This is a genomic window from Marinospirillum sp., assembly GCF_014859565.1.
Genome location: NZ_JACUUA010000073.1, coordinates 1 through 15,003, shown reverse-complemented (window position 1 = coordinate 15,003; position 15,003 = coordinate 1). Strand labels below are relative to the sequence as shown.

The 15,003-nt window shown below is 52.1% G+C and carries 12 protein-coding genes and 1 pseudogene; 10 read left to right on the top strand and 3 right to left on the bottom strand.

Going from position 1 to position 15,003, the window contains the following annotated elements; translation table 11 throughout:
• Window positions 1-235, top strand: a 235-nt coding sequence (locus IBX50_RS10580) for a hypothetical protein (RefSeq protein ID WP_292255708.1), incomplete at its 5' end; no start/stop codon positions are given.
• Window positions 236-304: 69 nt separating this feature from the next.
• Here IBX50_RS10580 and arsJ read toward each other — a convergent pair.
• The 3 genes from arsJ to IBX50_RS10565 form a co-directional block, all read right to left on the bottom strand.
• Window positions 305-1,531, bottom strand: coding sequence for an organoarsenical effux MFS transporter ArsJ (gene arsJ, locus IBX50_RS10575; RefSeq protein WP_292255706.1), 1,227 nt, complete (start codon window positions 1,529-1,531; stop codon window positions 305-307).
• Window positions 1,532-1,536: 5 nt separating this feature from the next.
• Window positions 1,537-2,535 carry an ArsJ-associated glyceraldehyde-3-phosphate dehydrogenase gene (locus IBX50_RS10570; protein ID WP_292255705.1) on the bottom strand — a complete coding sequence of 333 codons (999 nt, stop codon included), beginning with the start codon at window positions 2,533-2,535 and terminating at the stop codon, window positions 1,537-1,539.
• A 74-nt stretch (window positions 2,536-2,609) separates the two neighbouring features.
• The gene (locus IBX50_RS10565; RefSeq protein ID WP_292255703.1) at window positions 2,610-3,026 is read right to left on the bottom strand and encodes a hotdog domain-containing protein; all 417 of its coding nucleotides are present in this window, start codon (window positions 3,024-3,026) and stop codon (window positions 2,610-2,612) included.
• A gap of 229 nt (window positions 3,027-3,255) precedes the next feature.
• Between IBX50_RS10565 and IBX50_RS10560 the strand changes: the two genes are divergently transcribed.
• The 9 genes and pseudogenes from IBX50_RS10560 to pstB (IBX50_RS10520) all read left to right on the top strand — a co-directional run.
• Window positions 3,256-4,209 carry a phosphate ABC transporter substrate-binding protein PstS family protein gene (locus tag IBX50_RS10560; protein WP_292255701.1) on the top strand — a complete coding sequence of 318 codons (954 nt, stop codon included), beginning with the start codon at window positions 3,256-3,258 and terminating at the stop codon, window positions 4,207-4,209.
• A gap of 27 nt (window positions 4,210-4,236) precedes the next feature.
• Complete coding sequence (locus IBX50_RS10555; RefSeq protein ID WP_292255699.1) at window positions 4,237-6,495, top strand: ABC transporter permease subunit; 2,259 nt, start codon at window positions 4,237-4,239, stop codon at window positions 6,493-6,495.
• A gap of 18 nt (window positions 6,496-6,513) precedes the next feature.
• A complete protein-coding gene (gene pstA / locus IBX50_RS10550) occupies window positions 6,514-8,190 on the top strand; it encodes a phosphate ABC transporter permease PstA (protein ID WP_292255698.1) in 1,677 nt (558 codons plus the stop codon).
• Window positions 8,191-8,201: 11 nt separating this feature from the next.
• Complete coding sequence (pstB, locus tag IBX50_RS10545; protein WP_292255696.1) at window positions 8,202-9,005, top strand: phosphate ABC transporter ATP-binding protein PstB; 804 nt, start codon at window positions 8,202-8,204, stop codon at window positions 9,003-9,005.
• Between the two features lie 32 nt (window positions 9,006-9,037).
• A complete protein-coding gene (gene phoU, locus IBX50_RS10540) occupies window positions 9,038-9,799 on the top strand; it encodes a phosphate signaling complex protein PhoU (protein ID WP_292255695.1) in 762 nt (253 codons plus the stop codon).
• 146 nt (window positions 9,800-9,945) lie between these two features.
• On the top strand, window positions 9,946-10,977 hold the full coding sequence (locus tag IBX50_RS10535) for a substrate-binding domain-containing protein (RefSeq protein ID WP_292255693.1): 1,032 nt from the start codon (window positions 9,946-9,948) through the stop codon (window positions 10,975-10,977).
• Window positions 10,978-11,054: 77 nt separating this feature from the next.
• Complete coding sequence (pstC, locus tag IBX50_RS10530) at window positions 11,055-12,440, top strand: phosphate ABC transporter permease subunit PstC (RefSeq protein ID WP_292255688.1); 1,386 nt, start codon at window positions 11,055-11,057, stop codon at window positions 12,438-12,440.
• A gap of 64 nt (window positions 12,441-12,504) precedes the next feature.
• The gene (gene pstA / locus IBX50_RS10525) at window positions 12,505-13,824 is read left to right on the top strand and encodes a phosphate ABC transporter permease PstA (protein WP_366930708.1); all 1,320 of its coding nucleotides are present in this window, start codon (window positions 12,505-12,507) and stop codon (window positions 13,822-13,824) included.
• A gap of 102 nt (window positions 13,825-13,926) precedes the next feature.
• Window positions 13,927-14,664 (top strand): annotated as a pseudogene (gene pstB, locus IBX50_RS10520) (phosphate ABC transporter ATP-binding protein PstB); the annotation flags it as partial.
• Window positions 14,665-15,003 lie beyond the last annotated feature (339 nt).

Here is a 15,003-nt window from a genome sequence, read left to right as displayed (position 1 = left end):
CCGGCGCACAAAACATTTTGTTAGTAGGCATGCTCAAAAAGTCACTGCTGCCTACCGTCTGTTTTTTATTCAACTTACCGATTTTTCTGGAAAAAGTCTATTGATCCATCGCAGGGGCAGGGATGTAAACGCGCAAGCACAACTTTGTCCTTTATGCTTGCGTGTTATCTTCCTGGCAGCACTAACAGTGCATTGTTTTTATTGGATATTTCTTGTCAGTGCTGGGTGCAAATGAGCAGGCTCAGTTTGTTTTTGAGCAACTTTGGATACTGAATACAAAATAGGCTGTATAGAACAGCCCATATCACTGGCTGGTGGTATTTGTTATTTCCGGTTTTGGCATTGCCAGTGCAATTAATGCTGCCAGCAGGATAAATAGAGCAGAGATCCACAGGCAGGCGGTTAGCCCCCAGACTTGAAATACATAACCGGACAACAGGGTGCCAATTAGGCGTCCCATGGCATTAGCCATGTAATAAAAGCCGACATCCAGTGATACACCGTCACTGCGGGCGTGGCTGACAATCAGGAAGCTGTGCACGGATGAGTTCACCGCAAACAGCAGGCCGAACAGCAGCAAGCCGGTAATGATCAGTGTATCCGGCTGCCATTGCAGGTAAAAACCCAGCAGTATCAGCAAGGGGGTGATTGCCAGTGCCAATCCCCAGCTGGCGGTGGCATTACGACCCGGCACTCGACCATCGGCCTTGCCGGTTATACGGGGTGCCAGTGCCTGCACTACGCCGTAAGCAACAATCCAGCTGGCCATAAAACCACCGATCTGCCAGAAATCCCAGCCCAGTGTCTGGGATAAATACACCGGCAGTGCCACTACAAACCAAACATCCCGCGCGGCAAACAGGAAAAAACGCGCCAGCGACAGCACATTAATCGCTCGGCTTTTGGAAAACACATCGGTGAATTTTGGCTTGTTTTTCATCCGCCCCAGCTCTTGTTTGAGCAGGAACAGCGAGGCGATCCACACCAGTGTCAGCATGATTGCCATCACCAGCACGGCACCAGCAAAACCCAGCCAGGTCAGCAACAACGCACCAAGGAAAAATCCAAAACCCTTAAGAGCATTTTTGGAGCCAGTCAGCAGGGCCACCCAGTGATACAAGCGCCCCTGAGCATCTGCAGGCACCAGGGTCTTGATGGCGCTCTTGGCGCTCATCTTGTTTAAATCCTTGGCAATACCGGAAAAGGCTTGTGCCACCATCATCCAGGCTACGGTCAGCCACTCTGCAGGCACCAGCAGCATCACCAAAGCGACTATCTGCAGCGCCAACCCGATGTTCATGGTGCGGTTCAGCCCCAGCCGCGCACCCAGCCAGCCGCCTACAAGATTGGTGACTACTCCAAAAAACTCATAAAACAGGAATAGCAATGCAATCTGCAGCGGTGCATAACCCAGCTGGTGGAAATACAACACCACCAGCATCCGTAAGGCACCGTCCGTCAGGGTGAACGCCCAGTAGTTACCGGTCACCACCAGATATTGCTTAACACCGGTCGACAGCTGATTCAGCATAAGGATCAGGCCATCGCTTTCCGCGCCAGTTCTACCAGGCGGCTGGCATATCCCCACTCATTGTCATACCAGGCATAAATTTTTACCTGGGTGCCGTTGATCACCATGGTGGACAGGGCATCTACGATGGATGAGCGTGGATCACCCTTGTAGTCGATGGAAACCAGCGGACGTTCTTCATAACCCAGAATATCCTTCAGCTCACCTTCCGCCGCAGCCTTCAGCAGGGCATTCACTGCTTCCGGTGTAGTGGCTTTTTCCACCTCAAAAACACAGTCAGTCAGGGAGGCGTTAGCCAGGGGTACACGCACGGCATGGCCATTTAAACGGCCTTTTAACTCGGGGAAAATATCAGTGATGGCCTTGGCTGAACCAGTAGTAGTGGGGATCAGGCTCATGCCACAGGCGCGTGCACGACGCAGATCCTTGTGGGGTGCATCCAGAATGGTCTGGGTATTGGTGATGTCGTGAATGGTGGTCATGCTACCGTGGCGGATGCCAAGGTGTTCATGGATCACCTTAACAACCGGTGCCAGGCAGTTGGTGGTGCAAGAGGCGGCAGTGATGATGGGATGTATAGCCGGGTCATAAAGCTGATCATTCACCCCCATCACCACGTTGAGTACACCTTCTTCCTTGAGCGGTGCAGAAACCACCACCCGCTTTACACCCTGATCCAGATAGGCTTGTAACAAGGCTTTGGTTTTGAACTTGCCGGAGCACTCCAGCACCAGATCACAATCGGACCAGTCTACTTCAGCAATTGTTTTGCTGTTGGTGACTTGTAAACGCTGGCCGCCGATCAGGATGCTATTACCTTCCGCATTGGCTTGATGCTGCCAGGTGCCTTGTACCGAGTCGAAGTTCAGCAGGTGGGCGTGGGTAGCGGCATCACCGGCTGGATCATTAATACGTACAAACTCCAGCTCCGGCCAGTCCCAGGCTGCACGTAATGCCAGACGTCCCATACGACCAAAACCGTTAATTCCTACCTTAATAGCCATGCTGTCACCTCGTTAATATTTGTGCATGCGCACAAGATCATATAAGAAGATGACAAGAATATTACAATGAATGATTAGATTTGTCCGGGCAGGGTACGAATACGCCCCTTTTCATCCAGTGCGACCATCACAAAAGTTGCCTCGGTCACCTTGTAGAGACTGTCCGGATCTTTTTCATTCGGTGGCAGAATCCACACCTGAACGTTGTATTTCATCGAGCTGGTGCCGGTTTCCTGTAATTCGGTATAAATCTGTACCAAACTGCCAAGACGTACCGGGCAAAGAAAATCCATGCCGGTAATCGCTACAGTTGCTGTACGGCCATGTGCAAGCCGGGCGGCAGTCAATTCAGCAGCCTGCTCCATCTGGGATACTACCCAGCCGGCAGAAATATCACCGTGTAGGTTGGTATCTCGTGGGGTGGCAACCAGCTTCAGGGTTAATTGTCCTTCCGGACCGGGGATATCTTCCAGATCATCAAGTTGTGTCATGGCTGCTTCACTCTGTTGTCATTGTTTTTTTCGCAGTTGCGATACAACAAAGCTTAACGCCTGACTTAAGGAAAGCAAACATTTTGTGATCGGCCTGCAATCGGCCATTATTCAGACCAGATGCCAAACAAAAGCAGCTGCTGTAAAAAACATTTGCACCTTCATCAAAATGTCATTTTCATCTGTGAAACTCACCCGTTGCCATATTTCCAATTTCGGAGATTCCTACATGCCTTTCAGGTTTTTTTACGTACTGCTGTTTGCCTGCCTGCCGCTGCAAGCTGCCGATGTGCGTGGTCTGCCTGATTACCAGCGCATCAGTGGTATCTCCGGTAACCTGTCTACGGTCGGATCAGACACCCTCGCAAATCTGATGACCCTCTGGGCTGAAGAGTTCCGGCACTTTTATCCAGGCATTCATATCCAGGTTCAGGCATCCGGCTCCTCCACTGCACCACCGGCTTTGGCAGAAGGTACTGCCAATCTGGGTGCCATGTCGCGCCCGATGCGTGATTCCGAAGTCCAGGCTTTTGAAATGCGCCATGGTTACCCTCCAACAGCTATTCCAGTTGCAATAGATGCACTTGCTGTTTATGTCCATAAAGACAATCCATTAACGGGTCTTACACTGAGCCAGCTGGATGCCATTTTTTCATCCACACGCCACTGCGGTGCCAACCAACCAGTTAATCACTGGGGGGATCTGGGATTGACCGGCAGTTGGAGCAATCGCCCCATTCAACTCTACGGACGCAACTCGGTTTCCGGCACCTATGGTTATTTCAAAAGTGTGGCACTGTGCGGTGGTGATTTTCGCAATAATGTCAACGAACAGCCTGGATCTGCCTCGGTTGTGCAGGCTATATCCACCTCGCTGAATGCCATAGGTTATTCCGGTATTGGTTACCGTACTTCTTCTGTTCGTGCCATCGCCCTGGCGCGGTCTGCTGATCAACCGTATATTGAAGCCACTCCTGAGCAGACTTCACGTGGGGACTTTCCCTTGTCACGTTTTCTCTATATTTATGTCAACAAACGCCCGAACCAGCCCTTACCCCCTCTGGAGCGTGAATTCATTCGCATGGTACTGTCACAGCAGGGGCAAGGTGTGGTTCTACGTGATGGTTACATACCGCTGGCTCCCTGGCGGGTCGAACAACTGCACCAGTTGCTTGGCCTTTAAGCCGTTAGCAGATTACAGAGCCCTTGCATGAAAAGCATCTCGGATAAACTGGAACAGGAGTTGGCAAGCCCCCGCATTATGCAGCGGCGACGACTGCGCGCCGGTTACAATCGTGGGATTACCTGGATGGTGGCTGCTAGTGGGCTGTCGGTGATTCTGGCGATCACCCTGATTTTCTTTTATCTACTGTATGAAGTTATGCCGCTGTTTCAGTCAGCCTCCACTGAGCACCGTCTTACCCATGCACTTCATCTGTCAGAGCAGCAAGAACCCCTCGCACTGCTGACCGAAGAACAAGACCAGTTGGCTACCCTGCTGACTGCTGATGGCACACTGCACTTCATTGATCTGGTTGATCAACAACCACTGGCAACTCAACAACTTGCATTACAAGGCCGCAAGATCAGCGCTGTCAGTGTGCCTCATCCCAGCAGCCGTCTGTTGCTGCTTGGGCTGGATGATGGACGATTGCTGGTCATCCAGCCGGAATATCCAATGATGTTTGATCAACAGGGTCAGCGGATCGGTGTTAACCCTCGTGTGCATTTCCCGCTGGGTGACCAACCCTTGCCATTAGGCGCTTCCGATCAACCCATTCGTTTGTTGCACCACCAGCAACAGGGTGGTGAATTGTCAGTGGCTGCGGTCAGTGGTGATCAGCTGTTGCTGGTGCACATCGGGTTACAACAGGCACCCAGCCTGCAGCAACCCTCGCCTTTACGGGCCACCCAACACAGTATCCAGCAGCTGAATACAACACCGGATTTTCTGCTGACCACTCCCGGTCACCGGCAGGTTTACCTGGCCAATCAGCAAGGCCAACTGCAACTGCTGCAAGGGCAACAGGATAAAACCCTGCAACTGCTACCCGCAGGGCAAACCCTAACCGGCATGGTGCTGCAACTGGGCAATCAGTCACTGTTGACGGCCGACAGTGCAGGAAAAATCAGCCAATGGTTTATGGTGCGGGATGAACACCAAGAGCCACAACTGACACGGATCCGCAGCCTGCAACTGAGTAACCAGCCAGTTACCCTGCTGGTGCCGGAATTCCGACGCAAGGGGTTAGCTGCTGTGGATGCCAGTGGACAACTGGGTATCTTTAATACTACAGCGGAAAATCGCTCCATCAGTGGTCAACTGTTACCAGCCGATACTCAGTTGATGGCTCTGTCACCACGCGGCAGCCTGTTACTGGCCGTGGATAAACATCACCAGCTGCATGGTATTAGTCTGGATAACCCTCACCCAGAGGTGTCATTCAAAGCTTTGTGGAGCAAGGTTTGGTATGAGGGATATCAGGAACCATCCTACACTTGGCAGTCATCTTCTGCTTCCAATGAATTTGAACCCAAGTTCAGCCTGACACCGCTGGCTTTTGGCACGCTTAAAGCTGCTTTTTATGCCATGCTTTTGTCGATCCCGTTGGCAATTTGTGGTGCCATGTACACCGCCTTTTTTATGGCTCCCGCGCTACGGCGTAAAATCAAACCCATCATCGAATTGATGGAAGCCCTGCCAACAGTAGTACTGGGTTTTTTTGCTGGCCTGTTCCTTGCGCCTTTTGTAGAACAATACCTACCCGGCATTTTTGCCCTGTTGTTACTTTTACCACTGAGTATGCTGGTGTTTGGTTACCTCTGGTTCCACCTTCCAGACTCAATGAAATACAGGATTCCAGATGGCTGGCATAGCTTACTGCTGATTCCGATCATCCTGCTGACGGGTTGGCTGGCATTAAGCCTGAGCCAACCGCTGGAATCACAGCTGTTTGCTGGGAATATGCAGCACTGGTTAAGCAGTGAGCTGGGCATCCCCTACGATCAGCGTAATGCGCTGGTGGTGGGTTTTGCCATGGGTTTTGCTGTAATCCCCACCATCTACTCCATTGCCGAGGACGCCCTGTTTGGTGTGCCTCGATCACTCAGCCACGGCTCACTGGCGTTAGGTGCCACACCCTGGCAAACACTGGTCAGAGTCATTTTGCCGACCGCCAGCCCCGGTATTTTTTCTGCCATCATGATTGGCACTGGTCGTGCTGTGGGTGAAACCATGATTGTGCTAATGGCCACCGGTAATACACCAATCATGAATGCCAACATTTTTGAAGGGATGCGTACGCTGGCAGCCAATATCGCGGTGGAGATGGGTGAGTCGGCTGTGGGCAGCACCCATTACCGCATTCTTTTTATGGCGGCGCTGGTGCTATTTGTATTCACTTTTATGGTCAACACCCTGGCTGAACTGGTGCGCCAGCGGTTGCGACACAAGTACAGTCGCCTTTAGACCATGATGGAGCAAAACATGCGGACACCCCTGAGGGAATGGCTGCGAACCGGACTACCCTGGGTCTGGCTGAATGCCGGTGCTGTCACCATCAGCCTGCTGCTGGTTGTTGGTCTGATGGGTATTCTGCTGGTGCGTGGACTCAGCCATTTCTGGCCTGATAATTTGCAGCAGTTCACCTATACCGATCACCAGGGTCAAGAGTTACAGCTATTGGGTGAAGTTGTTGAGCACCAGCAAGTCAGTGCTGATCAGATCCGTAATGCCGGGTTGCCTGTTCCGGCTGACAGTATTTACCTAAAGCGCCTGCTGATTAAGGTCGGCAACCGGGATCTTTATGGTCTGGATTTTCGCTGGGTGCTTGAGCATCAGGTAGGTGCACCTCACTACCCCCGTTATGCCGTTGCTCTGCAACGCAGCGAATGGGGTAATTTTTATGGTTATATCCGTGGTATTCAGCAAGATGGTCAACTAATCGCTGAACAACAACAGCATGAAAACCGGCTCTGGGATGAAGTTCAGCAGCGCCTGCAGCGAATCCACCAATTGCAGCACCAAATGCGCCAGCTGGAACAACACGCTATCAGTGCTGTTAACCATCAATTGGAACGCCTGCGACTGGCTGAGCGTCGTCTGCTGCTGCGTGACCAGATTGATGAAGCACAAATGCATGCACTGCAACAAGAACGCAACCACCTACTGGCGGAATACCAGCGATTGGAGAAACAACTGCGAGCCATCCATAAACCCCTGACTCGGGACAGCCTGTTACTGGAAACAGCAGATGGTCAGTTACTGGAGCTGCCTTTTCGCTCGCTGGTTAACCTGTATCAACCCAATAACCTGAACTTTTTGCAGAAGTTCGGCCTGTACCTGCGCAATCTCTGGGCTTTTGTTTCTGAAGGGCCACGAGAGGCCAATACCGAAGGGGGTATCTTCCCGGCACTGTTCGGTACAGTCACACTGGTGCTCATCATGTCAGTAATGGTGGCACCAATGGGTATTGTGGCTGCCATTTACCTGCACGAATACGCCCGCCAGAACTGGCTCACCCGCACCATACGTATTGCTGTTAACAATCTTGCTGGGGTGCCCTCCATTGTTTATGGCGTGTTTGGTCTGGGGTTTTTTGTCTATTTTATCGGCGGTGGCCTGGATCAGCTTTTTTTCCCTGAAGCCCTGCCCGCCCCTACCTTTGGCACACCCGGCCTGTTATGGGCTTCACTGACTCTGGCTCTACTTACCCTGCCGGTGGTTATTGTGGCCACCGAGGAAGGCTTGTCACGGATTCCACGCTCTCTGCGGGAAGGCTCACTGGCACTGGGTGCCAATCAAGCGGAAACCCTGTGGCGGGTAATCCTGCCGATGGTCAGCCCAGCCATGATGACCGGAGTTATCCTGGCCGTGGCACGTGCGGCCGGGGAAGTGGCTCCCCTGATGCTGGTGGGTGTCGTCAAACTGGCACCCAGCTTACCCATCGACATGAACGCACCTTATGTACATCTGGAGCGCAAATTCATGCATCTTGGTTTTCATATTTATGATGTCGGTTTCCAGAGCCCCAATATCGAAGCAGCCAGACCGCTGGTGTATGCCACCGCGCTGCTGTTGGTACTGGTAATTCTGGTACTCAACCTGACCGCCATTGCCCTGCGCAATCACCTGCGTGAAAAATATCGCGCACTGGACTTATAACAGGCTTGACCATGACCGACGCGCCATACACACATCACCGACTGCCGAATCTTGCCGATGAAAGCATCTGCATCCAGGTCGAGGACTTCTCACTTTTTTATGGCGACACCCTTGCACTGGAGAAAATAAATCTGGCAATTCCACGCCAACGTGTCACTGCTTTTATCGGTCCGTCCGGTTGTGGTAAATCGTCACTGATCCGCACTTTTAATCGCATGAATGACCTGGTGGAAGGCTCTAGCCACAGCGGTAAGGTACTCATTGATGGCCAGGAAATTCACGGGCGGGGAGTGGATGTGCCAGATCTGCGTCGTCGGGTTGGTATGGTATTCCAGAAACCCAACCCCTTCCCAAAAACCATCTACGAAAACGTAGCTTATGGATTACGGGTACAGGGCATCAACAACAAGCGTCTGCTGGATGAAACCGTGGAGTGGGCCTTGCGGTCTGCCGCGCTTTGGGAGGAAACCCGCGACCGCCTGCATGAGTCTGCTCTGGAGCTGTCCGGTGGTCAGCAGCAGCGCCTGGTCATTGCCCGCACCATTGCCGTAAAACCAGAAATCTTGCTACTAGATGAACCGGCGTCATCCCTTGATCCGATTTCCACACTAAAAATTGAAGAGCTGATCCACGAATTAAAAAACCGTTTCACCATTGTGATTGTCACCCACAACATGCAACAGGCTGCGCGAGTATCCGACTACACCGCTTTTATGTACCTGGGGCAGGTAGTGGAGTTTGACAATACCGAAACCCTGTTCACCAACCCGGCACACAAACAAACTGAAGACTACATCACCGGCCGTTATGGCTGAAAACCCTGCACACCACAAGCGAGCAGAACATCATGAGAATCAGTAAAGAAAGTCACACCACTCACATATCACAGCGTTATAACGAAGAACTGGAAGACATTCGCAGCCATCTTCTGGAAATGGGCGGATTAGTAGAGCAGCAGATCCAGGATGCCATTCAGTCACTGGTGGATGGTGACAGTCGCCTCGCCAGTGAAGTGCGCCAGCGCGACAAGCAGGTTAACCGCCTGCAACTGGATATAGATGAACAATGCACCCAAATACTGGCACGCCGCCAGCCTGCTGCCTCCGACCTGCGACTGGTACTGGCGGTGATTCGTGCCACCTCAGATCTGGAACGCATGGGTGATGAGGCCAGTAAAATTGCCCGCGCCACCCTGCTGCTGGCTGAGGAAGGCAATTCGCCCAGAGGTTATATTGAAGCACGCCATCTGGGTGCTCATGTTCGTCAGATGGTGCAGGATGCCCTGAATGCCTTTGCACGCTTTGATTCTGCTCAGGCGCTGACGGTGCTGCGTGAAGATGACAATGTGGACCTGGAATACCGTTCAGCCACGCGTGCACTGGTCACTTTTATGATGGAAGATCCCCGCTCCATCTCCAAGGTGATGAATATCATGTGGGTGCTGCGTTCACTGGAACGGGTGGGTGACCATGCCAGCAATCTGGCGGAAATTGTTATCTATCTAGTCGAAGGGCAGGATGTTCGCTACACCAAGACAGACAAGATTGAGGAAGCCATCAGCCAGCACACTCCCATAGACCAACGCACTAACGAGGATCTTGAAGGCTGATAAGCCGATTTTGCGCTGTCATCTAACTGTCACATATCGGACATGTTGATGAAATAAACTCGCTGCAAACTTCGTTCGAGTTAGCGATCAATTCAGAGGCTTTGGCCTGCTGGTCGTAACCTTCGAAATCAGATGAGGAATCAAGCATGACACAGCGCAAAACAAACCTATCAATCGCACTGATCGCTGCCGCCGGCATGACCCTGGCGGCACCGGTCATGGCGCGTGACACCATTCAAATTGCCGGTTCATCCACTGTACTGCCATTTTCATCCATCGTGGCAGAAGAATTTGGTCACTCCTTTCCACAGTTCCGTACCCCAGTGGTTGGTTCCGGCGGTTCCGGCGGCGGTCTGCGTCAGTTCTGTCAGGGTATCGGCGCAAACACCATCGACATAGCCAACTCCTCACGCCCGATTCGCCCTAATGAGCTGGCCAACTGCAAAAGCAACGGTGTAACCGAAGTCATCGAAGTAAAATTTGGTTATGACGGCATTGTGTTTGCTTCTCGTACTGACAGTGCCTCATTTGCCCTGAAGCCTGAACATATTTTCCAGGCTGGTGCTGCACAAATACCACGAAACGGTCGCATGGTAAGCAACCCCTACACCCACTGGAACCAGATTGACGCTAGCCTGCCAAATCAGGAAATCTTGCTGGTGATCCCCGGCTCCAACCACGGCACCCGTGAAGTTTATGAAGAAGCCGTAGTGCACCCCGGTTGCCAGACTTTTGCTGAAGTCAAAGCCATGGACAGAAGTGCCCGCACCAATTTCTGTAACGCTATTCGTACCGATGGTCGTGTAGTTGAAGTCGCTGGTGATTACACCGAAACTCTGGCACGTCTGGATGCTCAGCGTAACGCCTTGGGTGTATTCGGTCTGAGCTTCTATGACCAGAACCGTGACCGTCTGCGTGTAGCCACCATGAGTGGTGTTACACCCAGCCTGGAAACCATTGCCAGTGGTGAATACCCGGTATCCCGCCCGCTGTTCTTCTACGTTAAAAACCAGCACGTAGGTGTTGTACCTGGTTTGCTGGAATACACCCTCTACTTCATGAGTGAAGAAGTCGGTGGCGCTGGCAGCCCGCTGGAATCTGCTGGTCTGATTCCAATGCCATCCAGTGAACGTCGTGATGTGATTCGTGCAGTACGCGCCCGTACCATCATGAAGTAATCGGTAACACCGCACAAACCGGGGCTCTGCTTGCATCCCCGGTTTCGCACATCAGAAACACATAGGGCAAAACATATATGAGCAATCTGGTTTTGATGTCCTTACTGCTGATGGTCATGGCTCTGGCCTACCAGGTCGGCCTGACCCGCAGCAAAAAGGTGGCTATCACCCTGGCAGGCACCGGGACTCGGATGCACTCCCGACCCATTTATCACGGTATGCTGGTGGCCTTCTGGACAGTCGTACCGGCAGCAACAATTTATACTGTCTGGAGCCTGATGCAGCCCGGTATCATTAATGCCATGGTGCTTGCCCAGTTACCGCTGGAATTCCAGCCAGTCACCGATACTGATCAACGTATCCTGCTGCGCCGTCTGACCAATCTGGCTTCCGGTTTTGGTCTGATTGAAGAAGCATCAGATCATGAGTTGGCTGCTGCCGCCTATCTGAACCAACTGCGCACCGGGAGCCATGTACTGATGCTGGCACTGATGGCCAGCGTGGCTTCCGCTGCACTGGTACTGGCCTGGCGACGCATAGAGCCGCAACTGCGTGCTCGTAACCAGATGGAAACCATTATCCGCTGGTTGTTAATCTTCTGCTCCACTGTCGCCATCCTGACCACTGTTGGTATTGTATTGTCGATGGTCGGTGAAACCTTTCGTTTTTTTAGTTTTGTTAATCCCGTCGACTTCTTCTTCGGCACCACCTGGAATCCGCGCTTCTCAACGGTTGGTACTGACGGTCAAACCGGCTTTGGCATGTTGCCACTGCTGTGGGGCACCCTGATGATTGCCCTGATCGCATTGGCTGTAGCTATTCCTGTTGGCCTGATGGCAGCTATCTACATGGCTGAATATGCACCCTCCAAAGTGCGCTCCACCGCCAAACCCATCATTGAAGTGCTGGCCGGTATCCCGACTATTGTTTACGGTTTTTTTGCCCTGATCACCGTTGGTCCATTTCTTAACCAGTTTGGTGCCACGTTTGGACTGGAAATTCGCACCACCTCGGCGCTGACTGCAGGTGTGGTGATGGGCATCATGATTATTCCTTTTATCTCCTCCCTGTCGGACGACATCATCACTCAGGTGCCTAAGGCCATGCGTGATGGCTCACTGGGACTAGGTGCCACCAAATCAGAAACAATTCGCAAGGTGGTGCTGCCTGCAGCGCTACCGGGCATTGTAGGTGCCATCCTGCTGGCGGCCAGTCGCGCCATCGGTGAAACCATGATTGTGGTGTTGGCCGCCGGTAACAGTCCGGTGCTTACTGCCAATCCCTTCGAGGCAGTTTCCACCATGACCGTCACCATTGTTAACCAGCTGACCGGTGACCTGGATTTTGCCGGCCCACAGTCTCTGGTGGCCTTTGCACTGGGCCTGACCCTGTTTGCCATCACACTGATGTTAAACGTGGTAGCGCTGGTGATTGTCCGCAAATACCGTGAACAATATGAGTAAGCCGATGAATACACCTGATAACCATCAGCCGGTTCCAGAAGATCTGGCACTCAAACGTAATGTCATGCAAAAACGTGTGGCCGCTTCTTTAAAACGCCGCCATGCTCAGGAAAAGCGTTTTCGTTTTTATGGCATGGCTGCCGTGTCCATTGCCCTGATTTTTGTAGCCATCCTGTTTTTCACTATTCTGTCCAAGGGGCTGCCCGCTTTCTGGCAGGCCACCCTGACGCTGGATGTGTATTTTGATCCAGAGATTATCGAGATTGAAGAAAAACCCCAGCAGCAGCCCGGTGAGAACGATGCAGCTTTTGAACAACGGATGCTGGCCTGGCAAACGGATCTTGGGTTTATAAACTTCAACCGGATTATCCTTAACTCATTGGCAGAAGTATTACCGGAAGCTCCGAAATATCAGCGGGATGCCATGCGGCTGGTCACCAGTGGTGAACGTTTTGGCCTGCGCCAGCTGGTCAATGACAATCCAGCCATCATTGGTCAAACCCTGCGCCTGAATCTGCTGGCGGACGCCAACGTGGATGTCTGGCTGAAGGGCAACATTGACCGCAGCCTGCCGGATCATAAGCAACAGCTCAGCGCCCGTACTCGTATCTGGGCAGATGAACTGTCGGAGCGTGGCATCATCCGCAACAAATTCAGCACCGCACTGTTCATGAACGCTGACTCACGCAGCTCACTGGCATCGGCGGGTCTGGCCGGGGCATTTATAGGCTCATTAATGATGATGCTGATTGTCATGTTCCTGGCTGTGCCGGTGGGCGTTGGTTCAGCCATTTATCTGGAGGAGTTTGCACCAAAAAACCGCATCACTGATCTGATTGAGGTGAACATCAACAACCTTGCTGCAGTGCCATCCATTGTGTTTGGTCTGCTGGGTGCCTCGGTGTTTATCCTCTGGTTCAAACTTCCCCTGTCAGCACCCATTGTTGGTGGCCTGGTGTTGTCACTAATGACACTACCCACAGTAATCATTGCCACTCGCTCTACTCTAAAAGCCATTCCACCGTCGATTCGTCAGGCGGCACTGGGCATTGGTGCTTCGAAGGTACAGTCGGTATTCCACCATGTATTACCACTGGCAATTCCCGGTATTCTTACCGGCTCGATTCTGGGGGTGGCACAGGGATTAGGCGAAGCCGCTCCACTGCTGCTAATCGGTATGAGTTCCTTTGTTGCCAGTGTACCTGGCACCCCATTTGACCAATCCACTGCTCTGCCGGTGCAGATTTACCTGTGGCAAGGCAACGAGTTACGCAACTTCTTCGAAGCGCGTACCTCCGCTGCCATCATCGTGCTCCTGGCACTGATGATATCCCTCAACGCGTTGGCTATCTGGCTGCGCAAACACTTTGAAACACGTTGGTAAGCCATGAATAGAGGACAGCCAGCCATGAATACTATGCAAGTTAGCTTTAAAGAGAAAAAATCTGACGCAACACAGGCCGAACACGCCATAAAAATGACCGCCCGTGATGTAAAGGTGTTTTACGACAACAATGAAGCCCTGCACGGCATCAGCATGGATGTTCTGGAAAACGAGGTCATTGCTTTTATCGGTCCATCCGGTTGTGGCAAGTCCACCTTCTTGCGGTGTCTGAATCGCATGAATGACACCATCGACATTGCGCGAGTGACTGGTTTGGTGACATTGGATGGCAAGGACATTTATGACCGCAGCCTGGATGTGGTGCAACTGCGTGCCCAGGTTGGCATGGTATTCCAGAAACCCAACCCCTTCCCCAAATCGATTTTTGAAAACATCGCCTACGGTCCACGCCTGCATGGACTGGTCGACAACAAACGTGATCTGGAAGATGTGGTTGAATCCAGCCTGCGCCGTGCTGGTCTGTGGGAAGAAGTTAAAGACCGCCTGGAATCACCTGGTACTGGGCTGTCCGGTGGTCAGCAGCAGCGTCTGTGTATTGCCCGTGCCATTGCTGTAAGCCCGGAAGTCATCCTGATGGACGAACCCTGCTCTGCACTGGATCCGATTGCCACCTCCATCATCGAAGAGCTGATTGATGAACTGAAAGGCAGTTACACCATTGCCATTGTGACCCACAACATGCAGCAGGCGGCTCGTGTGTCTGATAAAACTGCGTTTTTCCACCTTGGAAACCTGGTGGAACTGAACGATACCCGTGAAATCTTCACCAACCCAACCGATTCACGTACCGAAGACTACATCACTGGCCGCTTTGGCTGATGGGAGCCTGCAATGAGTACACCACGCATTGATGGTCACATTTCGCAGCGTTTTGATGATGAGATGGAAGGCATTCTACAGAGCCACATAAAACGCTGAACCGCTCCAGTTGAATACTGCTCAGCGTCCTGCTTTGCAGTGTTCAGCAGCTTTTTACAGTCTTGACACCCAATCTATATCCTGTGACTTATGAAAAAATAGTTTCTAGCAAGCTCCCTATTTATCTACCGTTAAAATTGTGGGTTAATGAGTGCCATTTATTCCGCATTGGCTTGCTGGACAGATTATGAAAAAAATTCGCATATTGATTGTTGATGATGCCAAGTTCATGCGTGACCT

Excerpts from the sequence above, each read along its gene's own strand:
- phoU (WP_292255695.1), top strand. The coding sequence starts at position 9,038 with ATGAGAATCAGTAAAGAAAGTCACACCACTCACATATCACAGCGTTAT.
- pstA (WP_366930708.1), top strand. The coding sequence starts at position 12,505 with ATGCAAAAACGTGTGGCCGCTTCTTTAAAACGCCGCCATGCTCAGGAA.
- IBX50_RS10535 (WP_292255693.1), top strand. The coding sequence starts at position 9,946 with ATGACACAGCGCAAAACAAACCTATCAATCGCACTGATCGCTGCCGCC.
- pstA (WP_292255698.1), top strand. The coding sequence starts at position 6,514 with ATGCGGACACCCCTGAGGGAATGGCTGCGAACCGGACTACCCTGGGTC.
- IBX50_RS10555 (WP_292255699.1), top strand. The coding sequence starts at position 4,237 with ATGAAAAGCATCTCGGATAAACTGGAACAGGAGTTGGCAAGCCCCCGC.
- IBX50_RS10565 (WP_292255703.1), bottom strand. The coding sequence starts at position 3,026 with ATGACACAACTTGATGATCTGGAAGATATCCCCGGTCCGGAAGGACAA.
- pstB (WP_292255696.1), top strand. The coding sequence starts at position 8,202 with ATGACCGACGCGCCATACACACATCACCGACTGCCGAATCTTGCCGAT.
- pstC (WP_292255688.1), top strand. The coding sequence starts at position 11,055 with ATGAGCAATCTGGTTTTGATGTCCTTACTGCTGATGGTCATGGCTCTG.
- IBX50_RS10560 (WP_292255701.1), top strand. The coding sequence starts at position 3,256 with ATGCCTTTCAGGTTTTTTTACGTACTGCTGTTTGCCTGCCTGCCGCTG.
- arsJ (WP_292255706.1), bottom strand. The coding sequence starts at position 1,531 with ATGCTGAATCAGCTGTCGACCGGTGTTAAGCAATATCTGGTGGTGACC.
- IBX50_RS10570 (WP_292255705.1), bottom strand. The coding sequence starts at position 2,535 with ATGGCTATTAAGGTAGGAATTAACGGTTTTGGTCGTATGGGACGTCTG.